The sequence below is a fragment of the Streptomyces sp. Ag82_O1-12 genome, from assembly GCF_900182715.1.
GTDB lineage: Bacteria > Actinomycetota > Actinomycetes > Streptomycetales > Streptomycetaceae > Streptomyces > Streptomyces massasporeus.
This window is the reverse complement of record NZ_FXUW01000001.1, coordinates 6,460,755-6,482,633: the sequence shown is the minus strand read 5'-3', so window position 1 is coordinate 6,482,633 and position 21,879 is coordinate 6,460,755. Positions and strand designations below refer to the sequence as shown.

General features: G+C 71.7%; 17 protein-coding genes and 1 riboswitch. Of the genes, 6 read left to right on the top strand and 11 right to left on the bottom strand.

What is annotated here, in order from left to right:
• The first annotated feature begins 20 nt into the window (after nucleotides 1-20).
• Both QOL88_RS29690 and QOL88_RS29685 read left to right on the top strand, forming a co-directional pair.
• Entirely contained in the window at nucleotides 21-1,262 is a 1,242-nt protein-coding gene (locus QOL88_RS29690; protein ID WP_097221355.1) for an MFS transporter, read from the top strand.
• Nucleotides 1,222-2,541, top strand: a complete 1,320-nt coding sequence (locus QOL88_RS29685) for a D-arabinono-1,4-lactone oxidase (RefSeq protein ID WP_097221354.1) — start codon at nucleotides 1,222-1,224, stop codon at nucleotides 2,539-2,541. The genes QOL88_RS29690 and QOL88_RS29685 overlap by 41 nt, the downstream gene beginning before the upstream one ends.
• Here the strand turns inward: QOL88_RS29685 and QOL88_RS29680 are convergent.
• Nucleotides 2,465-3,289, bottom strand: coding sequence for a hypothetical protein (locus QOL88_RS29680; protein ID WP_097221353.1), 825 nt, complete (start codon nucleotides 3,287-3,289; stop codon nucleotides 2,465-2,467). The two genes, QOL88_RS29685 and QOL88_RS29680, sit on opposite strands and share 77 nt — an antisense overlap.
• 470 nt (nucleotides 3,290-3,759) lie before the next feature.
• Here QOL88_RS29680 and sepH point away from each other — a divergent pair, with 470 nt between their 5' ends.
• Nucleotides 3,760-4,788 carry a septation protein SepH gene (gene sepH, locus QOL88_RS29675; RefSeq protein ID WP_097221352.1) on the top strand — a complete coding sequence of 343 codons (1,029 nt, stop codon included), beginning with the start codon at nucleotides 3,760-3,762 and terminating at the stop codon, nucleotides 4,786-4,788.
• A gap of 117 nt (nucleotides 4,789-4,905) precedes the next feature.
• On the opposite strand, the gene QOL88_RS29670 is transcribed toward sepH, so the two are convergent.
• Nucleotides 4,906-5,754, bottom strand: coding sequence for a sulfurtransferase (locus QOL88_RS29670; protein ID WP_097221351.1), 849 nt, complete (start codon nucleotides 5,752-5,754; stop codon nucleotides 4,906-4,908).
• A gap of 251 nt (nucleotides 5,755-6,005) precedes the next feature.
• Between QOL88_RS29670 and QOL88_RS29665 the strand changes: the two genes are divergently transcribed.
• Entirely contained in the window at nucleotides 6,006-6,809 is an 804-nt protein-coding gene (locus tag QOL88_RS29665; RefSeq protein WP_097221350.1) for a VOC family protein, read from the top strand.
• Between the two features lie 104 nt (nucleotides 6,810-6,913).
• On the opposite strand, the gene QOL88_RS29660 is transcribed toward QOL88_RS29665, so the two are convergent.
• Genes QOL88_RS29660 through QOL88_RS29645 form a run of 4 tightly spaced genes read right to left on the bottom strand, consistent with a single transcriptional unit; the run spans nucleotide 6,914 to nucleotide 12,293 of the window.
• Nucleotides 6,914-7,564, bottom strand: a complete 651-nt coding sequence (locus tag QOL88_RS29660) for a thymidine kinase (protein ID WP_031108015.1) — start codon at nucleotides 7,562-7,564, stop codon at nucleotides 6,914-6,916.
• A 58-nt stretch (nucleotides 7,565-7,622) separates the two neighbouring features.
• Nucleotides 7,623-8,819: an alkaline phosphatase family protein gene (locus QOL88_RS29655; RefSeq protein WP_179878996.1), complete on the bottom strand. Its 1,197-nt coding sequence runs from the start codon at nucleotides 8,817-8,819 to the stop codon at nucleotides 7,623-7,625.
• Nucleotides 8,819-9,415, bottom strand: coding sequence for a DUF5998 family protein (locus tag QOL88_RS29650; protein ID WP_097221349.1), 597 nt, complete (start codon nucleotides 9,413-9,415; stop codon nucleotides 8,819-8,821). Before QOL88_RS29650 ends, QOL88_RS29655 begins: the two co-directional genes overlap by 1 nt.
• Before the next feature lie 43 nt (nucleotides 9,416-9,458).
• On the bottom strand, nucleotides 9,459-12,293 hold the full coding sequence (locus tag QOL88_RS29645) for a bifunctional acetate--CoA ligase family protein/GNAT family N-acetyltransferase (protein WP_097221348.1): 2,835 nt from the start codon (nucleotides 12,291-12,293) through the stop codon (nucleotides 9,459-9,461).
• A 179-nt stretch (nucleotides 12,294-12,472) separates the two neighbouring features.
• Between QOL88_RS29645 and QOL88_RS29640 the strand changes: the two genes are divergently transcribed.
• Nucleotides 12,473-12,754 (top strand): HPr family phosphocarrier protein, encoded by a 282-nt coding sequence (locus QOL88_RS29640; RefSeq protein WP_003993478.1) that lies wholly within the window; start codon nucleotides 12,473-12,475, stop codon nucleotides 12,752-12,754.
• A gap of 284 nt (nucleotides 12,755-13,038) precedes the next feature.
• Here QOL88_RS29640 and QOL88_RS29635 read toward each other — a convergent pair whose 3' ends face one another.
• From QOL88_RS29635 to QOL88_RS29620, 4 genes are all read right to left on the bottom strand, one after another.
• Nucleotides 13,039-13,734: a GntR family transcriptional regulator gene (locus tag QOL88_RS29635; RefSeq protein ID WP_097221347.1), complete on the bottom strand. Its 696-nt coding sequence runs from the start codon at nucleotides 13,732-13,734 to the stop codon at nucleotides 13,039-13,041.
• A gap of 188 nt (nucleotides 13,735-13,922) precedes the next feature.
• Nucleotides 13,923-14,711, bottom strand: coding sequence for a M23 family metallopeptidase (locus QOL88_RS29630; RefSeq protein ID WP_097221346.1), 789 nt, complete (start codon nucleotides 14,709-14,711; stop codon nucleotides 13,923-13,925).
• 12 nt (nucleotides 14,712-14,723) lie between these two features.
• Nucleotides 14,724-14,888, bottom strand: a riboswitch (cyclic di-AMP (ydaO/yuaA leader).
• A 190-nt stretch (nucleotides 14,889-15,078) separates the two neighbouring features.
• Nucleotides 15,079-16,467 carry a M16 family metallopeptidase gene (locus tag QOL88_RS29625; protein ID WP_097221345.1) on the bottom strand — a complete coding sequence of 463 codons (1,389 nt, stop codon included), beginning with the start codon at nucleotides 16,465-16,467 and terminating at the stop codon, nucleotides 15,079-15,081.
• Nucleotides 16,464-17,846, bottom strand: a complete 1,383-nt coding sequence (locus QOL88_RS29620; RefSeq protein WP_179878995.1) for a M16 family metallopeptidase — start codon at nucleotides 17,844-17,846, stop codon at nucleotides 16,464-16,466. The genes QOL88_RS29625 and QOL88_RS29620 overlap by 4 nt, the downstream gene beginning before the upstream one ends.
• Before the next feature lie 342 nt (nucleotides 17,847-18,188).
• Between QOL88_RS29620 and QOL88_RS29615 the strand changes: the two genes are divergently transcribed.
• Nucleotides 18,189-20,645, top strand: a complete 2,457-nt coding sequence (locus QOL88_RS29615) for a DNA gyrase/topoisomerase IV subunit A (RefSeq protein ID WP_097221344.1) — start codon at nucleotides 18,189-18,191, stop codon at nucleotides 20,643-20,645.
• Here the strand turns inward: QOL88_RS29615 and QOL88_RS29610 are convergent.
• Complete coding sequence (locus QOL88_RS29610) at nucleotides 20,642-21,709, bottom strand: CobW family GTP-binding protein (protein WP_097221343.1); 1,068 nt, start codon at nucleotides 21,707-21,709, stop codon at nucleotides 20,642-20,644. The two genes, QOL88_RS29615 and QOL88_RS29610, sit on opposite strands and share 4 nt — an antisense overlap.
• Between the last annotated feature and the right edge of the window lie 170 nt (nucleotides 21,710-21,879).

Here is a 21,879-nt window from a genome sequence, read left to right as displayed (position 1 = left end):
ACTGAGCCTTCGGAGACCCCGTGCCCAGCCCCTACCGCGCCCTGTTCGCAGCCCCCGGCTCCAAGGGTTTCTCCGCTGCGGGCTTCCTCGGTCGGATCCCTGTGTCGATGATGGGCATCGGCGTGATCACGATGATCTCCCAGCTGACGGGGAGGTACGGCCTGGCCGGTGCGCTGTCGGCCACCGTCGCGCTGTCCGCCGCCGTGGCCGGACCGCAGGTCTCGCGGCTGGTCGACCAGTACGGGCAACGGCGCGCGCTGCGCCCGGCGACGCTGATCTCCCTGACCGCGGCGGCCCTGCTGCTGTGTGCGGCGCACTACGAGTGGCCGGAGTGGGTGCTGTTCGTGGCGTGCGTGGGCATCGGCTGCGTGCCGAGCGTCGGCGCGATGATCCGGGCCCGCTGGGCGGCCCTGTACCGGGGGACGCCGCAGTTGCACACCGCGTACTCTTTCGAGTCCGTGGTGGACGAGGTGTGCTTCGTCTTCGGGCCGATCATCTCCATCGGCCTGTCCACGGCCTGGTTCCCGGAGGCCGGTCCGCTGCTCGCCGCCTGCTTCCTGGCCGTGGGCGTGTTCTGGCTGACCTCGCAGCGCGCCACCGAACCCGAGCCGCACCCGCGCGAGCGGAAGGGCGGCGGCGGCAGCGCGCTGCGCGCGCCGGGGCTCCAGGTCCTGGTGGTCACCTTCGTCGCCACCGGGGCGATCTTCGGGGCCGTCGACGTGGTCACCGTGGCCTTCGCCGACGAGGAGGGGCACAAGGCCGCGGCGAGCATCGTCCTCGCGGTGTACGCGGCGGGTTCCTGTGTGGCGGGCATGGTGTTCGGGCTCCTGCACTTCGCCGGGGCACCGGAACGACGGTGGCTGCTGGGCGTCTGTGCCATGGCCGTGAGTATGATCCCCCTCCTACTGGTCGGAAACTTGCCGTTTCTGGCCGTGGCGCTGTTCGTTGCGGGTCTGTCCATCGCTCCCACGATGATCACGACGATGTCCCTCATCGAAGAGCACGTACCACGCGCGCAGCTCACCGAAGGCATGACCTGGGTGAGTACCGGGCTCACGGCGGGAGTCGCACTCGGCTCCTCCATGGCCGGCTGGGTGATCGACGCGGCCGGGGCGCGTGCCGGGTACGGGGTTCCGGCGGTGGCCGGGGCCGTCGCGGTCGCGGTGGGTTTCCTCGGTTTCCGCCGGCTCAAACGACCGGCACCGGGTCGGGGAGGCTCCGTTGAGCAGCACAGCGAACGGAAAGAACGGCACGTGGCGTAATTGGGGCGGCAACGTCTCCGCACGTCCCGCGCGGGAGGTCACCCCTGCCTCGGTCGACGAGCTGGCCGCCGCCGTGCGGCGGGCCGCCGAGGACGGGCTGAAGGTCAAGGCCGTCGGGGCCGGGCACTCCTTCACGTCCATAGCCGCGACGGACGGCGTGTTGATCCGCCCTCAACTGCTGACCGGGATCCGCGGCATCGACCGCGAGAACATGACGGTCACGGTGGAGGCCGGCACCCCGCTCAAGAGGCTCAACGTGGCTCTCGCCCGCGAGGGTCTGTCGCTCACGAACATGGGCGACATCATGGAGCAGACGGTCTCCGGCGCCACCAGCACCGGCACGCACGGCACGGGGCGCGATTCGGGCTCGATCGCCGCCCAGATCAAGGGCCTGGAACTGGTCACCGCCGACGGCTCGGTGCTGAGCTGCTCCGAGAAGGAGAACCCGGAGGTCTTCGCCGCCGCCCGCATCGGCCTCGGCGCCCTGGGCATCGTCACCGCGATCACCTTCGCCGTCGAGCCGGTCTTCCTGCTCACGGCCCGCGAGGAGCCGATGCCGTTCGACAAGGTCCTCTCCGACTTCGAGGAACTCTGGGCCGAGAACGAGCACTTCGAGTTCTACTGGTTCCCGCACACCGGCAGCACCAACACCAAGCGCAACAACCGCAGCGCGGGCCCCGAGAAGCCCGTGCCGCAGCTCAAGAGCTGGATCGAGGACGAGTTCCTCTCCAACGGCGTCTTCCAGGTGGCCAACTGGGTGGGCCGCGCGGTGCCCGCCACGATCCCCGCCATCGCCCAGATCTCCAGCAAGGCCCTGTCCGCGCGGACCTACACGGACATCCCCTACAAGGTCTTCACGTCCCCGCGCCGGGTGCGCTTCGTGGAGATGGAGTACGCCGTACCGCGCGCGGCCGTCGTCGCGGCGCTGCGCGAGCTGAAGGCGATGGTCGACCGCTCCGGCCTCCGGGTCAGCTTCCCCGTCGAGGTGCGCACCGCCCCGGCCGACGACATCGCGCTGTCCACCGCCTCCGGCCGGGACAGCGCGTACATCGCCGTCCACATGTTCCAGGGCACGCCCTTCCAGCGGTACTTCACGGCCGCCGAGCGCATCTTCACCGCCCATGAGGGCCGTCCGCACTGGGGCAAGATCCACACGCGGGACGCCGAGTACTTCTCCCGGGTGTATCCGCGCTTCGGTGAGTTCACGGCGCTGCGGGATCGTCTCGATCCTGATCGGCGGTTCCAGAACGACTACTTGCGGAGGGTGCTGGGGGCGTAGAGGGCGTACCGGGGGTGGTGCTCCCGGCGTCCTCGCTCCCGGTGGCGCTCGGGGTCGGGCTCGGGCTCGGCGTCGTACGGCCGCCCTCGCCGGTGGAGGGCGAGGGGGTGTCGCCCCGCGGTGCGCCGGTACCGGACGGGTCGGCGGTAGGAGCGTCGTCGGCGCCGGAGCCGTCGGGGGTATCGGAGCCGGACGTGCCGGAGTCGGACGTGCCGTTCGTGCCCGAGCTGCCCGATTCACCGGAGCCAGGCGCGGTGGCGGCGCCGCGGGAGAACGCGTCGCCGACCGTCGTGCTGCGGCCGCCGCTGAGGTTGTGGCCCGACGCCAGCTCGTAGGTGGTGATTCCGGCCATCGTCACGCCGAAGACGACAACCGCCGCGAGCACGGGCCGCTTCCAGCTCCTGGCCCGCGTCCGGTAGACGGTGCCCTCGGTGAACTCGCCGGGCCTCGGCGGGGCTTGCCCGACAGGCCCGGCGGCGGGCCTGGCGGCCACCGCCGTCGCGTCCCGGATCTGCTCGCCGGTGCGCTTGAAGAAGTGCTGGAAGAGGCTGCCGCCGCAGGTGGCGACCACACTGACGACGCCGGCGCCCAGGATCGTGCCGTACACCCCGAAGTACGAGGCCAGCTTGGCCGCCAGGACCGCCGCCACGGCACCGCCCGCGACCTGGGGCACGTTCAGGTCGATCCGCCTGGTCTTCTCCCTCCCGTGCTCGCTCGGCTCGTCGACACCATCGGACCTTTCACGCATCCCCGGAGCTTGCCTGCCTTTCCCGTACACGGTCGTTCATCTGCACAAGAAGGGGACGTGCGACCGCAACCCTTAGTTCCGATTCCGGTGATTACGTGAAGTACCCCACGTTCAAGATCGCGGAACGGGGGCAGGGGCGGCCAAGTCGCACCCCTTGCGAGAAGTTGGGCGGCGCGCCAATCCACGCACGTGGCCCGAATGGAGTACTGTTGCGAGCCCTGGGTCCGGTCTCCCGTGAGGGTGTACAGGGCCTTTAAGGACCGCCGGGAGGGGGCTAGTTGCACAGGGTGACAGAGTTCGTCACTTAGCGTTGCGAATAGGTAACCGTGCCATAACGGCGATCCAGGGCCCGCGCCCGACACGCCGGGCAACTCGGCAAGGTTGTGGCAGGCTGCACCCGGGCAGGCCACACTCGACTAGCGGAAGCAGCGACGCACGTGACGTCGGCAGGCACCACCCGGGAGGTCCCCATGCCCGAACTGCGTGTCGTGGCCGTCTCGAATGACGGCACACGGCTGGTGCTGAAGGCTGCCGACTCCACGGAGTACACACTTCCGATCGACGAACGCCTGCGCGCCGCCGTGCGCGGCGACCGTCCGCGTCTCGGCCAGATCGAGATCGAGGTCGAAAGCCACCTCCGCCCCCGCGACATCCAGGCACGTATACGTGCAGGCGCGACCGCGGAAGAGGTCGCGCAGATGGCCGGCATCCCCGTCGACCGGGTGCGGCGTTTCGAGGGCCCCGTGCTCGCCGAGCGCGCCTTCATGGCCGAGCGGGCCCGCAAGACCCCGGTCCGCCGCCCCGGCGAGAACTCCGGTCCGCCCCTGGGCGAGGCCGTGCAGGAGCGACTGCTGCTGCGCGGCGCCGACAAGGACACCGTCCAGTGGGACTCGTGGCGTCGCGACGACGGCACGTGGGAGGTCCTGCTGGTCTACCGCGTCGCGGGCGAACCGCACGCGGCGAGCTGGACGTACGACCCGCCCCGGCGGCTCGTCCAGGCCGTCGACGACGAGGCGCGCTCCCTGATCGGCGAGTCCGACGACCTGGCCGCGCCCGAGCCCAGCTTCCCCTTCGTCCCCCGCATCGCCCGGCTGCCGCGCGACAGACCGCTGGATCGCCCCGAGCGACCCAGCCTGCCCGCGCAGGCGTCCGAACCGATCGAGGAGACCACGGGCGAGCGCGACTCGTTGACCAGCCTGCTCGAGGCAGTGCCCAGCTTCCGCGGCGACCTGGTGGTTCCGGAACTCCCCCCGGCGGAGCCCGAGGAGGAGCCCGTCGTCGCGGAGGTCGAGGAGGAGGAGCCTCCGGCTCCCGCGGCCTCGGCCGGTTCCGCCTACGCGGACGTCCTCATGCCGCGATCCGTGGGCAGCCACCGCGACCGGCTCATCGGTGCCACCGACCGCCAGGCCGAGGCGGACGGTGTACGTCCGGGCCGCCGGGCGGCCGTGCCGAGCTGGGACGAGATCGTGTTCGGGACGCGGCGCAAGAAGCAGGAGTAGCCGAGTCGGCTGCCGAAGGACGAGGGCCGCGCTGTCCGGGCGCGGCCCTCTCTTCGTGTCAGGCCCTACGTGTCGGGCCCCTCGTGCCAGGCTCTTCGTGTCAGCCTTCGTGTCAGGTCACCGCGGGTCCGGACCGACGGCCACCGGCCGGTCCGGGTCCGAGGACCACTCCGACCAGGACCCCACGTACAGCTCCGCCGGAATGCCGGCGGCCGCCAGCGCCAGGACCTCGTGGGCGGCGGAGACCCCCGACCCGCAGTACACGCCGACCCGCGCCCCCTCGGTCACGCCAAGTCCCTCGAACCGTGACCGCAGTTGCCCGGCGGGGAGGAAACGCCCGTCGGCCCCCACGTTCTCCGTGGTGGGCGCCGACACCGCACCCGGGATGTGCCCCGCCACCGGGTCGATCGGCTCCACCTCGCCCCGGTACCGCTCCCCCGCCCGCGCGTCCAGCAGCACCCCGGACCGAGCCAGCGCCGCGGCGGCGTCCGCGTCGAGCAGCCCCTCCCCCGGCTCGGGCACGAAATCGCCCTCCTCCGGAGCCGGCACGGACATGTCCAACGGCCCCTCCCAGGACGGCAACCCGCCGTCGAGGACCCGCACGTCCGGGTGACCCGTCCAGCGCAGCAACCACCACGCACGGGCCGCCGCCCACCCCTGGCCGCCGTCGTAGACGACCACCGGCGTCCCGGCCGACACGCCCGCCCGGCGCATCGCGGTGCCGAAGTGCGCGAGGTCGGGCAGCGGGTGCCGGCCGCCCTTGCCCGGCGCGGAGGCCAACTCCCGGTCCAGGTCGACATATACGGCCCCCGGGAGGTGCCCTGCCTCGTACGCGGCCCGGCCGTCGAACGGTGGTTCCCCGGCCGCCTTGGCCGCGGTGAGCTGCCAGCGGACGTCGAGCAGGACCGGTGGCCGGGCGCCCGCGAGATCCCTGGCGAGGTCGGATGCGGAGATGATGGCGTTCATGGTTCCCATCCTCGCGCACGGGGGTGGCCGAGCCGTCCGTGTCCGGCTACTCTGCTCGGCCGGAGCGAAGCGATCACACGGCGTACGGGAACAAGCACATGCTGTACAGCCGAACCACACATGCCGACAAGCGCGCCGCGAGGGACAGGGGCCCGCACATCGGGCATTCTCCCGGACGAGGGACGCCCTACAGGGCCGCCCCACCAGGCTGCGGAGAGCACGGCCACCGCGAGGCCGAGAAGAGAGTGACGATGACCGACGCACGGGGGTCCGCCGGCCCGAACGGTGACACACCCGCTCGGCACGCGCCCGGCGCGCCCTGCTGGGTGAGCCTGATGGTGCACGGCCTGGACACGACCGAGGAGTTCTACGGAGCCCTGTTCGGCTGGGAGTTCCAGCCGGGGCCCCAGCAGCTCGGGCCGTATGTGCGCGCCCTGCTCGACGGGCGGGAGATCGCCGGCATCGGACGGCTGCCTCCGGACCGCCATCTGCCCATCGCGTGGACGCCCTACTTCGCCTCGGAGAACGTGGATCTCACGGCCGGGACGGTACGCAGCCGCGGCGGCACGATCGGCGTGGGCCCGCTGGACGCCGCCGACGCCGGCCGCCTCGCGATCGGCTCCGACCCGTCGGGCGCGGTGTTCGGCATCTGGCAGGCCGCCGCGCACCTCGGCACCGCCGTCTCGGGCGTTTCCGGCACACCCGCCTGGAACGAGCTGCTGACCTTCGAGTCCACGAGCGTCGCCAAGTTCTACCGGATGGTGTTCGGCTTCGAGGAGGAGCCGGTGGTCTCCGCCGACTTCGACTACGTGACCCTGCACCTGGGCGGCGAACCCGTCGCCGGCATCCACGGCCTGGGGCACGCCCTGCCCCGCGACCAGGGGCCGCACTGGGTGACGTACTTCCAGGTCGACGACGTCGACGACGCGCTGGACCATCTCGTCCACCTGGGCGGGCACGTCCTGAAGCCGGTGCACGACACCGCCCACGGGCGGGTGGCGAGGGTGGCGGACCCGGAAGGGGCACGGTTCGCGCTGCTGCAGCGGCCGAGTTGACGGCCGAAGAGCGGGGCCCGGGTCGGGCGGCGGACCGCGGCAGCGGTCGAACCGGGGGCCCGGCGGGCCGGCCGCGGGTCAGACCCGACGCCACCGGCAGCAGGTCAGGCGGACGTCACCGGCAGCACGTCCGGGGACAGGGCCGCCGCGTGGGACGTCGCAGCCGTCATCCGGCGGCGGTGGTGACGGCGGCACAGGACCTCGTACCCGACCTCGTCGGCGGAGTGGGTGACGTCACCGACGACCACCTGGGCGCCCTCGACGACCATCACCCCGCCTATCGTGCGGGCGTTGTGCGTGGCACGGGCTCCGCACCAGCACAGGGCCTCGACCTGGAGGACCTCGACCCGGTCGGCCAGTTCCACCAGCCGCTGCGAGCCGGGGAACAGCTTGGACCGGAAGTCGGTCGTGATGCCGAAGGCGTAGACGTCGAGGCTCAGGTCGTCGACCACACGCGCCAGTTGGTCGATCTGCTCCGGCGCGAGGAACTGCGCCTCGTCGGCGATCACGTAGTCCGCGCGGCCGCCCTGCGAGAGGTGGTCGACGAGGTACCCGTAGAGGTCCTGCCCGTCGCCGACCTCCACCGCGTCCGTGACCAGGCCGAGGCGGGAGGACAGCTTGCCCTCGCCGGCGCGGTCGTCGCGCGAGAAGATCATGCCCTGCAGGCCGCGCGCCGAGCGGTTGTGCTCGATCTGGAGAGCCAGCGTCGACTTCCCGCAGTCCATCGTTCCGCAGAAGAACACCAGCTCGGGCATGTGGAGTTGAGCACCTTTCGGCGTGGGAGGACGAGGTGAGGCTTGGAGTGGGCTTGTTTCAGGAGCGTACTTCGAGCAGGGGGACCAACTGCTCGGCGGGGGTCATGGACCCGTGGTTGCCGACCATCGCCGACTCCTTCGGCTCCCGCTCGGAGGCGATGAGCAGGACGTCGTCCCGCGCGGCGGCGACCACGTCACCGATCCTGCCGTACACCCGTTCGTCGATCTGCGGGCCGAACCAGCCCGCCGCGATGGCCTCGTCGCGCGAGGCCACCCAGAACTGCTCTCCGAGCACCTCGCGCCAGCAGGTCAGGACGTCGTTCGCCGCGCCGGGCACCGCGTAGACATGGCGGGCGCGGCCCTCGCCGCCGAGCAGGGCGACCCCCGCGCTCAGCTCCCAGTCCTCGTCGAAGTCGATGCGGTGCTGCTCGTCGAAGGGCACGTCGATCATGCCGTGGTCGGCGGTGACGTAGAGCGCGCTGCGCGGCGGCAGTTGCTCGGCCAGACGCTGGACCAGACGGTCGGCGTACATGAGCTGGCCGCGCCAGGCGTCGGAGTCGATGCCGAAGCGGTGGCCGGCGCCGTCGACCTCGGCGAAGTACGTGTACACCAGGGAGCGGTCGCCCGCGGCCAGTTGCTCGGCGGCGAGGTCGACGCGGTCCTCACCGGACAGCCGTCCGAGGAACTTTCCGCCGCTGAGCGCGACTTTGGTCAGCGGGGTGTTCTCGAAGGTCGGGGACGACACCTGTGCGGCGTGCACCCCGGCCGCGTGCGCCAGCTGGAAGACCGTGGGGTACGGCTGCCAGGGGCGGGGCGGGGTCCACGGCTGCCAGCGCAGCTGGTTCATCAGCTCGCCGGTGTCCGGGTTGCGGACGGTGTAGCCGGGCAGGCCGTGCGCGCCGGGCGGCAGGCCGGTGCCGACGGAGGCGAGGGAGGTCGCCGTGGTCGCCGGGTATCCGGCGGTGAGCGGACGCCCGGTGCCGCCGCGGGAGGTGGCGAGCAGGGACGTCATGAAGGGAGCGTCCTCGGGGTGCGCCCGCAGCTGCTCCCAGCCGAGGCCGTCGATCAGGAACACGCAGTTCCGGTCGGCGGGGGTCAGCTCGGTGATCGTGGCGCTCATGTCCGGTACGCCCAGGCCGGCGGCGAGAGTGGGCAGGAGATCGGCGAGCGATCCGCTGCCGTACTCGGGGACGGGCGCGGAGGCGAGGGAGAGCGGTTCGGGATGGTGGTCCCAGGCCATCTTGGGCTGTGCCATCAGTGGGTCGTGTCCGCGGTCGCCTCGGAGAGGGCCTGCGCGAAGGCGAGCGCCTCGCGCACGGTCTCCGGTCCGTCCCCGGCCTCGCTGACGCGCAGGCTGAGGTCGTCCGCCGTCGAATTGCCGGTGTAGCCGTGGTCCGCCTCGCAGTTGGGGTCCCCGCAGGCGGCCGGCTCCAGGTCGATGCGGGAGACGGCGCCCCAGCCGATGGTGAGGACGACCTCGCGGGGCAGGGTCCCGGGCTTGTACGACTCGGGGTTGGCGACCACGCGGCTGACCACGACCGAGGAGATGCGGCCGATCTTCACGGACTCCGTCGACGTCGTGGCGTACGGCGTCGGGGAGGTGCTGTCGGCGGCCTGCTCGTCGGTGTGGCTGACGATGAAGCGGTTGTCGGTGAGGACGAGCACGGTCACGTGCCGCCGTACCTCGTTCTGGTCGAACGTCGTCTCCTGGTGGACCAGGTACGACCGGATGGGCTCGCCGCCCACGGCGGCCTCCACCGCCTCGGCCACGAGGGCCGGGTAGTAGCCGCTGCGCTCGATCGCCGCCCGCAGCCCCTGGGTCGTCGTACTGGTCTTGGCCATGACGCCCATCCTACGGGGGACCACTGACTGCGAGGGACAGCTCGCCCCCCTGTCAGTACACGGGGAGTGTCCGCGGGCCCAGGTCGTCGCGGGCGGGCGGGTGCGCGAGGCGCACGGAGGCGCCGAGGACGCTCAGGCCCTGTGAGGCGACGACGACCGGTTCCAGGGTGACCGCGACGACCTCAGGGTGGTCGTCGACCAGCCGGGACACCCGCAGCAGCAGCTCCTCCAGGGCACGGGTGTCGGCCGGTGCGGAGCCGCGCCAGCCGAACAGCAGCGGGGCGGTGCGGATCGAGCGCACCAGCGAGGTCGCCTCCCGGTCCGTGACCGGGATCAGCCGGTGCGCGGTGTCCCCGAGCAGCTGTGAGGCGGCCCCGGCGAGCCCGAAGGACAGCACGGCTCCGGCCGCGGGGTCGATGACGGCACGTACGACGACGTCCACGCCACGTGGCGCCATCCGCTGCACCACCGGCCGCAGCTCCTCCGGCGCGCCGAAGAGCTCGGTCAACTCGGCGTACGACCGGCGCAGTTGCTCCTCGTCCGCGAGGTCGAGGCGGACGCCGCCCAGGTCGGCGCGGTGCCTGAGGTGCGGGGCGGTGGCCTTGAGGGCGACGGGGTAGCCGAGGTCGCGGGCCGCCTCGGCGGCGGCGTCGGGGGTCGGGGCGGGCAGGGCGCGGTGCACCTGGACGCCGTAGTGACCGAGGAGGTCGCAGGTCTCGTCCGTGCCGAGCGTGAGGCCCTGGCCGCGCGCGAGGAGGCCGTCGATCAGCGCGGCGGCGCCCTTCTCGTTGATGTCGTCGTACTCGGGCACCTTGCCCGGCTCGGCGGCGTCGCGCCGCCACTGCGCGTAGGCCACGGCCTGGCCGAGGGCGCGGACGGCGCGCTCGGCGGCGGGGTACGCGGGAATGAGGTGGGCGCCTTCGGGGGCCTCGGCGGAGGCCTCGCCGGCGGGGAGTTGTTCCGCTGCGGGCGTCGGGCTTGGAGAGTTTTGCTGCGGGTTGTCCGATGTGGCCTGCGGTGCCGTGCTCGCCGCCGCCGACAGGGCCTCCGCCAGGCCGCCGAGCTCCACGTGGACCACGAGGACCGGCTTCGACGGGGCCGCGGCCGATGCCGAGCGCAGGGCTTCCGCGAGGGCCGCGTCGCCGACCGGGCCCTCCCCCACCGCCGGTATGGCGGTGACGACGACGGCGTCGCTCCGGTCGTCGGCCAGGGCACGCGACAGGGCGGTGTGGAAGTCGGCCGCCGAGGCCGCGGTGGTCAGGTCCTGCGGGGGGTACGGTCGCAGCCCCTCGGCGAGGCACGCGTCGTAGGTGAGCAGACCGAGCGACTCCGAGTTGCCCAGGATCGCCACCCTGGGACCGCCCGGCAGGGGCTGGCGGGCGAGCAGCAGGCCCGCGTCGACCAGCTCGGTGATCGTGTCGACGCGGATGACCCCGGCCTGCCGCAGCAGCGCCGACACGGTCGCGTGCGGCAGCCTTGTCGCCCGGACGGCGTGGCCCTGGGGAGCGGCGCCGTGCCGTGCCCCCTGGACGACGACCAGGGGCTTGGCGGCGGCGGTGCGGCGGGCGAGGCGGGTGAACTTGCGGGGGTTGCCGATGGACTCCAGGTACATGAGGACGACGTCGGTGTCGGGGTCCTCGTACCAGTACTGCAGGACATCGTTGCCGGAGACGTCGGCGCGGTTGCCGGAGGAGACGAAGGTGGAGACACCGGTCACGCCCGTGACACCGCCGCCGCGCCGGTGCAGCCGGGACAGCAGGGCGATACCGATGGCGCCGGACTGGGCGAACAGGCCGATGCGGCCGGGGCGCGGCACCTCGGGGGCGAGGGAGGCGTTGAGCCGGACCCGGGGTGAGGTGTTGATGATGCCGAAGGCGTTCGGGCCGATGATCCGCATGCCGTACGTGCGCGCGTGCCGCACGAGTGCGCGCTGGCGTTCGCGCCCCTCGGGGCCGCTCTCGGCGTACCCGGCGGAGACGACGACCAGCCCCTGCACGCCGTGTTCGCCGCACTCGGTGACGACCTCGGTGACGTGTTCGGCCGGCACGGCGACGACCGCGAGGTCGACCGGGCCGTCGATGTCCCGCACCGAGCGGTGGGCGGGCACACCGTCGAGCTCCTTCTGTCCGTCGGGGAGGGCCTTGTTCACGGCGTAGAGGCGGCCGCTGTACCCGGCGTCCCGGATGTTGCCGAGGACGCTGCGGCCCACGCCGCCCGGCGTGCGACCGGCGCCGATGACGGCGACCGAGCCGGGGGCGAGCAGCCGCTGCACCGAGCGGGCCTCGGCACGGTGTTCGCGCGCGTACTGCACGGCCAGGGAGCGGTCGGTGGGTTCGAGGTCGAACTCCAGACGGACGACGCCGTCCTCGAAGCTGCGCTTCTGGGTGTAGCCGGCGTCCGTGAACACCTTGATCATCTTGGTGTTGGCGGGCAGCACCTCGGCGGCGAAGCGGCGGATGCCGCGCTCCCGGGCGACGGCGCCGATGTGTTCGAGCAGGGCGGAGGCGACCCCGCGGCCCTGGTGGGCGTCCTGCACGAGGAAGGCGACCTCGGCCTCGTCGGCCGGCGCCGACGCGGGCGTTCCGTCCGCGCCGATCCGGTCGTAGCGTACGGTGGCGATGAACTCGCCGCCGACTGTGGCCGCGAGTCCCACCCTGTCCACAAAGTCGTGGTGCGTGAAGCGGTGGACGTCCTTGGCGGACAGGCGAGGGTACGGCGCGAAGAAGCGGTAGTACTTCGACTCGTCGGAGACCTGCTCATAGAAGCTGACCAGGCGATCGGCGTCATCAACGGTGATGGGCCGGATGCGCGCGGTACCCCCGTCGCGCAGCACCACGTCGGCTTCCCAGTGGGCGGGATACTCGTGCCGGTCCGGCGAGGTCTGCATGGGCCCCAGAGTACGGCTAGCGTCCGACAGCGGGCGCGAGGCAGTCTGTGGAGGGCGTCAGTCGGGTCGAGGCCGCGATCCGACGGCACCCCCGGAGTGGAACGCGAGGACCGCTCCCGGTGGCTTCACGATATGGGAAACTGGTCTAGACAACCCTGAAAACCGAAGGGCAGCAACACATGGCTGAGCGCCGCGTCAACGTCGGCTGGGCCGAGGGTCTCCACGCCCGCCCCGCCTCCATCTTCGTCCGAGCCGCCACGGCCGCAGGCGTCCCGGTGACGATCGCCAAGGCTGACGGCAACCCCGTCAACGCGGCCTCCATGCTGGCCGTCCTGGGCCTCGGCGCCCAGGGAGGCGAGGAGATCGTCCTCGCCTCCGACGCCGAGGGCGCGGACGCCGCCCTGGACCGGCTCGCCAAGCTGGTCTCCGAGGGTCTCGAGGAACTGCCCGAGACCGTCTGATCCACCGAGCGCCCGATCCGGCGCACAGCGAGGGGCTCGTCCGAATTCACCGGGCGGGCCCTTCGCCATTCCCGGGTGACGCGGGTGGGGCCTTCGCCATTCCCCGGTCGACGCGCGTGGGACGTTCACCATTCCCAGTCGACACGGACGGGCCCTCGCACCATTCCCCGTTCGGCGCGGGCGGCACTTCGCCATTCCCGGGTGACGGGGCTCGGAATTCCGAGAATCAGGGCAGCGGAAATGACCCCCCGAGAATTCACTGCTCTTTGTATACGGCCGCCGTGTTAAAGCCGCGGGCTCGCCGTGTTTACGGGATGTTGCGAGTTCCTCACACGGTGGGCGCGTTCCTGGGCGGAGCCGAACCGCAGCCGGTGCGCGCCCTTCGCGCGCTCGGTGTGCAGCGCCGTGACCGCCCGCGCGCGCTCGCCGTCCCCGCGCGCCACCGCGTCCACGATCGCGCCGTGCTCGGTCCAGGACTCCACCGGGCTGGCCGGCGCCTCCACGGCGTACATCCAGGCGATCTTGTAGCGGAGCTGGGTGAGCATCGAGGTCAGCGCGGGGCTGCCGGAGGCCTGGGCGAGCGTCTCGTGGAACCAGCCGCCGAGAGAGCGCAGGTCGTCGCTGTTCCCGCGGCGGGCCCGCTCCTGGCCCAACCGGACCAGGCCGCGCAGGACCTTCAGATGCGCCTCGGTGCGGCGCTGGGCGGCGCGGGCCGCACCGAGCGGCTCCAGCAGCATGCGCATCTCCAGCAGGTCGCCGGCCTCCTGCTCGGTGGGTTCCGCCACGCACGCGCCCGCGTGCCGGCGGGTCACCACGAAACCCTCGGCCTCGAGCGTGCGCAGCGCCTCCCGGACTGGCACCCGCGAGACGCCGTAGCGGCGTGCGAGGAGTTCCTCGGTGAGCCGGCTGCCGCGTGCGTGGACACCCGCGACGATGTCGTCCCGGATGGCCGTGCACACCGAGTGCGCGGGAATACGCATGACCGACCTCCGCTTAATCCCCGTGAAACGCCGACGAGCGGCGTGCGTTCCGTGACTCTATTGCAATGAGCCGGAATTTCCGACGGCAGGCGACCATCCATGGATATTTTTTGGACAGCGGGCGGCCGTAAGCGCCGAAAGCCCCGGCTCGGGAAGCCGGGGCTTTCGGGAGGAGCGGAGAGGTGCGGTCAGACACTCACGCCGTGCGAGCGGAGGTAGGCGACCGGGTCGATGTCCGAGCCGTACTCGGGGCTGGTGCGGGCCTCGAAGTGCAGGTGCGGGCCGGTGACGTTGCCGGTCGCGCCGGACAGGGCGATCTGCTGGCCCGGGGTGACCTGCTGGCCCACCGAGACGCCGATGGAGGACAGGTGGCCGTACTGGGTGTACGTCCCGTCGTGCATCTTGATCACGACCTGGTTGCCGTAGGAGCCGCCCCAGCCGGTCTCGACGACGGTGCCCGCGCCGACCGCGTGGACGGAGGTGCCGCTGGCGGCGTGGAAGTCGACACCGGTGTGGCTGCCGGAGGACCACAGGCCACTGCTGGCCTTGTAGCTGGTGGAGACGTACGAGCCGGAGATCGGGGCGACGAAGGTGTTCAGGCGCTTGCGCTCGGCCTCGCGGGCGGCGCGCTCCTTGGCCTCGCGGGCCTTCTCGGCCGCCTCCTTGGCCTTCTCCGCGAGCTCGGCGGCCCGCTTGCGGGCGGCCTCCTCGGCCTTCTGCTTGGCGGCGGCCTCGTCGGCGGCGTGCTGCTGCGCGAGGGCCTGGGCGTCGATCTGCTGGGCCGCGGTGTCGTTCATGGTGACGACCGGCGTGAGGCCGGTCTGCTCGGCGCTGGGCTCGGCGGCGAAGGCGGCGGGGGCCGCCACGGTGCCGATCACGCCGGTGGTGGCGAGGGCCGCGACGCCCGCCGCGCGGGCGGTGGAGCGCTGCATCCTGCTGGGACGACGGTGCTTCCCGGTGGCGCGAGTGAACGCCATGTGGTGGCTGGTCCTTTCCTTCCCTCTCGCCTACCGGGTTAGCTGACGGGTTCGGAGCAGGAAGGTCTCCTACGGACTCCCTCGCGACTCGCGCGGGCGCCCGATTCACCCCAGGGACTGCGATGGGTCCCCGGCTCCCCTGGCTCGCGCCGTACGGGGACTCGGCGATGACTGTCCGGTGCCGCGGGTGCGGCGCACTGCCTGACGAACAGCCCGGATGACGCTAAGCGGCGCCACTTTCAATTCCCAAACGAATCCCGGCTTTTGTAGCGCATCCCACAGGGCAGACAGGCAACTCCCATACCAATTCGGGCATAAAGGGGCCCTGGTGCCTTTGAAGACAACCAGGGCCCCTGCGCGCGTGCGGCTACTCGGCGGCGACGACGGTGACTTCGCCGATGCCGAGGGCCTCGACCGGTGCCTTGATCTGCGCCGCGTCACCGACGAGGACGGTCACCAGACGGTCCACCGGGAAGGCGCTCACGGCCGCCGCGGTGGCCTCCACGGTGCCGGTCGCGGCGAGCTGCCGGTACAGCGTGGCCTGGTAGTCGTCGGGCAGGTGCTGCTCGACCTGGTCGGCCAGCGTGCTCGCGACGGCCGCCGCCGTCTCGTACTTCAACGGCGCCACACCCACCAGGTTCTGCACGGCGACGTCCCGCTCGGCGTCGGTCAGCCCCTCTGCGGCGAGGGTGCGCAGCACCGTCCAGAGGTCCTGGAGGGCGGGACCGGTGTTGGGCGTGTCGACGGAACCGCTGATGGCGAGCATCGCGGCACCCGTGCCGTCCGGGGCGGACCTGAGGACCTGGCCGAACGCCCGTACGCCGTAGGTGTAGCCCTTCTCCTCGCGCAGGACACGGTCCAGGCGCGAGGTGAGGGTGCCGCCGAGGCAGTACGTGCCGAGCACCTGCGCGGGCCATACGCGGTCGTGCCGGTCCGGCCCGATCCGGCCGATCAGCAGCTGCGTCTGGACAGCGCCCGGGCGGTCCACGATGACGACCCGGCCGGTGTCGTCGGCGGTGACCGGAGGCACCGGACGCGGCTCGGCCGAGGAGCCCGTCCAGGCGCCCAGCGTGTCCCCGAGCAGGGCGTCCAGGTCGATGCCCGTGAGGTCACCGACGACCACGACGGTGGCCGTGGCGGGGCGGACGTGCTTCTCGTAGAAGGCGCGTACGGCCGCGGAGTCGATGGCGGCGACGGTCTCCTCGCTGCCCTGCCGGGGCCGCGACATGCGCGCGTCCGCCGGGAACAGCTCCTTGGAGAGCTCCTTGGCGCCGCGGCGGGAGGGGTTGGCCAGCTCGTGCGGGATCTCGTCGAGGCGGTTGTTGACCAGCCGCTCGACCTCGCTGTCGGCGAAGGCGGGCGCCCTCAGCGCGTCGGCGATCAGGCCCAGGCCCTTGGTGAGCCGGGAGGCGGGCACCTCCAGGCTGAGCCGGACGCCGGGATGGTCGGCGTGCGCGTCGAGGGTGGCACCGGCGCGCTCCAGTTCCGCGGCGAAATCCTCCGCGGAGTGCTTGTCCGTGCCCTCGGAGAAGGCCCGGGCCATGATCGTGGCCACACCGTCGAGTCCGGCCGGCTCGGCCTCCAAGGGTGCGTCCAGCAGCACCTCCACGGCGACGACCTGCTGGCCGGGACGATGGCAGCGCAGCACCGTCAGGCCGTTGTCGAGCGTGCCGCGCTCGGGGGCCGGGAAGGCCCACGGCCGGGCGTCGCCCGCCTGCGGCCGGGGGTGGAAGTCCATCGTGGCGAGCTCGGTCACTTGGCCGCCTCCTCGTTCTCGTCGGTGGCCGCGGCTGCGGTGTCGTCGGCGGTGCCGGCGCCCTCGGCGGTCTCGTCGGCGACGGGCTCGTAGACGAGCACCGCGCGGTTGTCGGGTCGCAGGCGGGCCTTGGCGACCTCCTGGACCTCCTCCGCCGTGATCTCCAGCACGCGCTGGACGGCGGTCAGGGCGAGCTGCGGATCTCCGAAGAGCACGGCGTACCGGCACAGTTCGTCGGCGCGGCCCGCGACCGTACCGAGCCGGTCCAGCCACTCGCGCTCCAACTGGGCCTGGGCGCGCTCCATCTCCTCGGGCGTGGGGCCCTCCTCGGCGAACCGGGCGAGCTCCTCGTCGATGGCGGTCTCGATGACCGGAACCTCCACGTCACCGGACGTCTTCACGTCCAGCCACCCCAGGGAGGGCGCACCGGCGAGCCGCAGCAGGCCGAAACCGGCCGCCACGGCCGTACGGTCGCGGCGCACGAGCCGGTTGTAGAGGCGGGAGGACTCACCGCCGCCGAGGACGGTGAGGGCCAGGTCGGCCGCGTCGCACGCGCGCGTGCCGTCGTGCGGCAGCCGGTAGGCGGCCATCAGGGCGCGGGCCGGGACGTCCTCCTCGACGACCTCGCGCAGCTGCTCGCCGATGGTCTCCGGCAGCGACCCGTCGCGCGGGGCGGGCTTGCCGTCGTGACCGGGGATGGAACCGAAGTACTTCTCGACCCAGGCGAGCGTCTGCTCCGGATCGATGTCGCCGACCACGGAGAGCACGGCGTTGTTCGGCGCGTAGTAGGTGCGGAAGAACGCGCGCGCGTCCTCCAGGGTCGCCGCGTCCAGGTCGGCCATCGAGCCGATCGGGGTGTGGTGGTAGGGGTGGCCCTCCGGGTAGGCGAGGGCGGTCAGCTTCTCGAAGGCGGTGCCGTAGGGGACGTTGTCGTAACGCTGGCGGCGCTCGTTCTTGACGACGTCCCGCTGGTTCTCCATCGACTCGTCGTCGAGCGCGGCCAGCAGCGAGCCCATGCGGTCGGCCTCCAGCCAGAGCGCGAGCTCCAGCTGGTGGGTGGGCATGGTCTCGAAGTAGTTGGTCCGCTCGAAGCTGGTCGTGCCGTTCAGCGAGCCACCCGCGCCCTGGACGAGCTCGAAGTGGCCGTTGCCCTTGACCTGCGCGGATCCCTGGAACATCAGGTGCTCGAAAAGGTGAGCCAGGCCGGTACGCCCCTTGACTTCGTGGCGTGAGCCGACGTCGTACCAGAGGCACACCGCCGCGACCGGGGTCAGGTGGTCCTCGGAGAGCACCACGCGCAGGCCGTTGGCCAGGCGGTGCTCGGTCGCTGTCAGGCCCCCGGAGCCTGCCTGGGCTGTGGCCGTGTGACCCATGGGCATGTACGTCCCTTCGATCGCTGAGCGGTTGTTCAGACCGCGGATTCCTGCCGGTCCTGCCACTGTATGCAAGCGCGCGAAGCCCTGGTGAAGTTCCCGGCGGCGACCTCGGCCCGACAGCACGAGAGACGCCCGGGGCAGGGTCCTGGTCCCGGTTGTCAGTGCGGCGGTCCACAATGGTCCGCGTCAGTTCTCGTTCACGCTTCAGCATGAGCGAGCCGAAGGGCGCGCCGGTGATGAGAGGGCGAGCGCGCGGAGGCCCGAAGGGTTGAGCACGATCGGCCTCTCATCACCGGCATCAGTGCCCGTAGGCGAGCGACCAGGAAACAGAAGGAGCCGGCAGCGATGGCCCGCCGCAGCACGAAGACCCCGCCGCCCGACGACTCGTACGAGGAGCGGATCCTCGACATCGACGTCGTCGACGAGATGCAGGGCTCCTTCCTCGAGTACGCGTACTCGGTCATCTATTCCCGCGCCCTGCCGGACGCACGAGACGGCCTCAAGCCGGTGCACCGCCGCATCGTCTACCAGATGAGCGAGATGGGCCTGCGCCCCGAGCGCGGGTACGTCAAGTGCGCCCGGGTCGTCGGCGAGGTGATGGGCAAGCTGCACCCGCACGGCGACGCGTCGATCTACGACGCCCTCGTGCGCATGGCCCAGCCCTTCTCGATGCGGGTCCCCCTGGTCGACGGCCACGGCAACTTCGGCTCGCTGGGCAACGACGACCCGCCGGCCGCCATGCGGTACACCGAGTGCCGGATGGCCGAGGCGACGAGCCTGATGACGGAGTCGATCGACGAGGACACCGTCGACTTCAACCCCAACTACGACGGCCAGGAGCAGGAACCGGTGGCTCTGCCCGCCGCCTTCCCGAACCTCCTGGTCAACGGCGCCTCGGGCATCGCGGTCGGCATGGCCACGAACATGGCCCCGCACAACCTGCGCGAGGTCATCGCCGCCGCCCGCCACCTGATCAGGTTCCCGAACGCGGATCTCGACGCGCTGATGAAGCACGTCCCGGGCCCCGACCTGCCGACGGGCGGCCGCATCGTGGGCCTGTCCGGCATCCGGGACGCCTACGAGTCCGGCCGCGGCACGTTCAAGATCCGGGCGACGGTGTCGGTGGAACCCGTGACGGCCCGCCGCAAGGGCCTCGTCGTCACGGAGCTGCCCTTCACGGTCGGCCCCGAGAAGGTCATCGCCAAGATCAAGGATTTGGTCGGCTCGAAGAAGATCCAGGGCATCGCCGACGTCAAGGACCTCACCGACCGCGCGCACGGCCTGCGCCTGGTCATCGAGATCAAGAACGGCTTCGTGCCGGAGGCGGTCCTCGAGCAGCTCTACAAGCTGACGCCGATGGAGGAGTCCTTCGGCATCAACAACGTGGCGCTGGTGGACGGCCAGCCGCTCACGCTGGGCCTGAAGGAGCTCCTGGAGGTCTACCTCGACCACCGCTTCAACGTCGTACGGCGGCGCTCGGAGTTCCGCCGCGGCAAGAAGCGCGACCGGCTGCACCTGGTCGAGGGGCTGCTGACGGCCCTGCTGGACATCGATGAGGTCATCCGCCTGATCCGTTCCAGCGAGAACTCCGCCCAGGCCAAGCAGCGCCTGATGGAGCAGTTCTCGCTGAGCGAGGTGCAGACGCAGTACATCCTCGACACGCCGTTGCGCCGTCTGACCAAGTACGACCGCATCGAGCTGGAGTCGGAGAAGGACCGGCTCACCGCGGAGATCGAGGAGCTGACCCGGATCCTCGACTCGGACTCCGAGCTGCGCAAGCTGGTCTCCTCCGAACTGGCCAATGTCGCCAAGAAGTTCGGCACCGACCGGCGTACGGTCCTGCTGGAGTCGGGTGGCGCACCGGTCGCGGCCGTGCCGCTCCAGGTCGCCGACGACCCGTGCCGGGTGCTGCTGTCCTCCACCGGGCTGCTGGCCCGTACGGCGAACGGCGAGCCCTTCACGGAGGAGCCCGGCGCCAAGCGCGTGAAGCACGACGTGATCGTCTCCGCGGTGCCGGCCACCGCCCGCGGTGAGGTGGGCGCTGTCACCTCGACGGGCCGGCTGCTGCGGCTGAACGTGGTCGACCTGCCCCAGCTCCCGGAGTCGCTGCCGACGCCGAACCTCGCGGGGGGTGCGCCGCTGGCGGAGTTCGTCACCCTGGAGGACGACGAGACGGTGGTCTGCCTGACCACGCTCGACGAGTCGTCGCCGGGGCTGGCGATCGGCACGGCGCAGGGCGTCGTCAAGCGTGTGGTGCCGGACTATCCGGCCAACAAGGACGAGCTCGAGGTGATCACCCTCAAGGAGGGCGACCGGATCGTCGGCGCGGTCGAGCTGCGCACCGGCGAGGAGGACCTCGTCTTCGTCACCGACGACGCGCAGCTGCTGCGCTTCCAGGCGTCCCAGGTCCGCCCGCAGGGGCGTCCGGCCGGCGGTGTGGCCGGCATCAAGCTCACCGAGGGCGCGAAGGTCATCTCCTTCACGGCGGTGGACCCGGCCGTGGACGCCGTCGTCTTCACCGTCGCGGGCTCGCGGGGCACCCTGGACGACTCCGTTCAGACGACGGCCAAGCTGACCCCCTTCGACCAGTACCCGCGCAAGGGCCGCGCCACCGGCGGTGTCCGCTGCCAGCGGTTCCTCAAGGGCGAGGACTGCCTGTCCCTGGCCTGGGCGGGCCCCGTCCCCGCACTCGCCGCGCAGAAGAACGGCACTCCGGCCGACCTCCCGGACATCGACCCGCGCCGCGACGGCTCGGGGGTGTCCCTCGCGAAGACGGTGGCGGTGGTGGCCGGACCGGTCTAGGCCGGGTCCGCGCCCTGCTCCTCGGGGTCGCGAACGTACCGCAGGACGCCCCACATGCCGTGCTCGTCGGCATCTGGGGCGTCGCTCCTGGACGCCTCCAGTTCCTTCTCGAGCGCGGCGGCGTCGATCCCCGAGCCGATGAGGACCAGCTGGGTGAGGCGTTCACCGCCGGCCGGCCAGGGCTCCGGGTAGAAGCGCAGGAACCGCCCGACGGCGTGGACGGCGTAGCGGTTGCGGACGTCGTACGGCCCGAAGTCGACGTAGCCCTTGATCCTGTACAGCCCTTCGGGGCGGCTGTCGAGGAACGTCATCAGCCGGCGTGGGTCGAGGGGCACCTGGGAAGCGAACGACAGGCTGTCGTAGACGGCGTGCAGGTGACCGGCGTGATCGCCCTCTTCGTGCAGGTCGGCTTCGTGCAGGTCGTCGAAGGACAGCTGCCCGATGCGTTCCTCGCTCGGCCGGCAGTCGAAGAGGAACTCGGGATCGATCCGGCCGTAAGTGGCCGGCACGACGGCGGCATCATCGACGAGGGTCCGGACCAGCCCGAGCACGCGCTCACCGTCCGCTGCCCGGTCGAGCTTGTTGACCACGACGAGGTCGGCCAACGCGAGATGCCGGTCGATCTCGGGGTGCCTGGCCCGGGTGTCGTCGAACTCGGCGGCATCGACGACCTCGACGAGCCCGCCGTACACCACTCCCGGGTGCTCGCTGGCCAGCAGCATCCGCACAAGTTCCTGCGGCTCGGCCAGACCGCTGGCCTCGATGACGATGACGTCGATGCCGAGGCCGGGCTCCGCGAGCCGCTCCAGATACTGGTCCAGTTCGCTCGCGTCGACGGCACAGCACAGGCAGCCGTTGCCGAGGGAGACCGTCGAGTCTCCGAGCGCTCCCGCCACGGCCATCGCGTCGATCTCGATCGCCCCGAAGTCGTTGACGAGGGCGCCGATACGGCTGCCGCCGCTGCGGTGCAGGAGGTGATTGAGCAGGGTGGTCTTTCCCGAGCCGAGGAATCCAGCCAGGACGACGACCGGGATCTGCTGCGGTTTCGGGTTCGGCTGGCTCACCGTGCGACCTCTCTCGCGCCGACGCGTGCACCGGCTCGCGTTCCCGGCACACGTGGGAAATGGGGATGCCGCCCCAGGATACGAGCCGTGAGATCCACGCCTGAGTGAACGATTGTTAGCAGCACTCGCGGGGCAGACGTTGGGCATGGCGCCGGTTTGTGCGACCCTCG

What these genes read in the sequence shown, in the direction of transcription:
- QOL88_RS29680 (WP_097221353.1), bottom strand. Translation starts at nt 3,289, where the DNA reads ATGCGTGAAAGGTCCGATGGTGTCGACGAGCCGAGCGAGCACGGGAGG.
- sepH (WP_097221352.1), top strand. Translation starts at nt 3,760, where the DNA reads ATGCCCGAACTGCGTGTCGTGGCCGTCTCGAATGACGGCACACGGCTG.
- QOL88_RS29670 (WP_097221351.1), bottom strand. Translation starts at nt 5,754, where the DNA reads ATGAACGCCATCATCTCCGCATCCGACCTCGCCAGGGATCTCGCGGGC.
- QOL88_RS29665 (WP_097221350.1), top strand. Translation starts at nt 6,006, where the DNA reads ATGACCGACGCACGGGGGTCCGCCGGCCCGAACGGTGACACACCCGCT.
- QOL88_RS29660 (WP_031108015.1), bottom strand. Translation starts at nt 7,564, where the DNA reads ATGCCCGAGCTGGTGTTCTTCTGCGGAACGATGGACTGCGGGAAGTCG.
- QOL88_RS29655 (WP_179878996.1), bottom strand. Translation starts at nt 8,819, where the DNA reads ATGGCACAGCCCAAGATGGCCTGGGACCACCATCCCGAACCGCTCTCC.
- QOL88_RS29650 (WP_097221349.1), bottom strand. Translation starts at nt 9,415, where the DNA reads ATGGGCGTCATGGCCAAGACCAGTACGACGACCCAGGGGCTGCGGGCG.
- QOL88_RS29645 (WP_097221348.1), bottom strand. Translation starts at nt 12,293, where the DNA reads ATGCAGACCTCGCCGGACCGGCACGAGTATCCCGCCCACTGGGAAGCC.
- QOL88_RS29640 (WP_003993478.1), top strand. Translation starts at nt 12,473, where the DNA reads ATGGCTGAGCGCCGCGTCAACGTCGGCTGGGCCGAGGGTCTCCACGCC.
- QOL88_RS29635 (WP_097221347.1), bottom strand. Translation starts at nt 13,734, where the DNA reads ATGCGTATTCCCGCGCACTCGGTGTGCACGGCCATCCGGGACGACATC.
- QOL88_RS29630 (WP_097221346.1), bottom strand. Translation starts at nt 14,711, where the DNA reads ATGGCGTTCACTCGCGCCACCGGGAAGCACCGTCGTCCCAGCAGGATG.
- QOL88_RS29620 (WP_179878995.1), bottom strand. Translation starts at nt 17,846, where the DNA reads ATGCCCATGGGTCACACGGCCACAGCCCAGGCAGGCTCCGGGGGCCTG.
- QOL88_RS29615 (WP_097221344.1), top strand. Translation starts at nt 18,189, where the DNA reads ATGGCCCGCCGCAGCACGAAGACCCCGCCGCCCGACGACTCGTACGAG.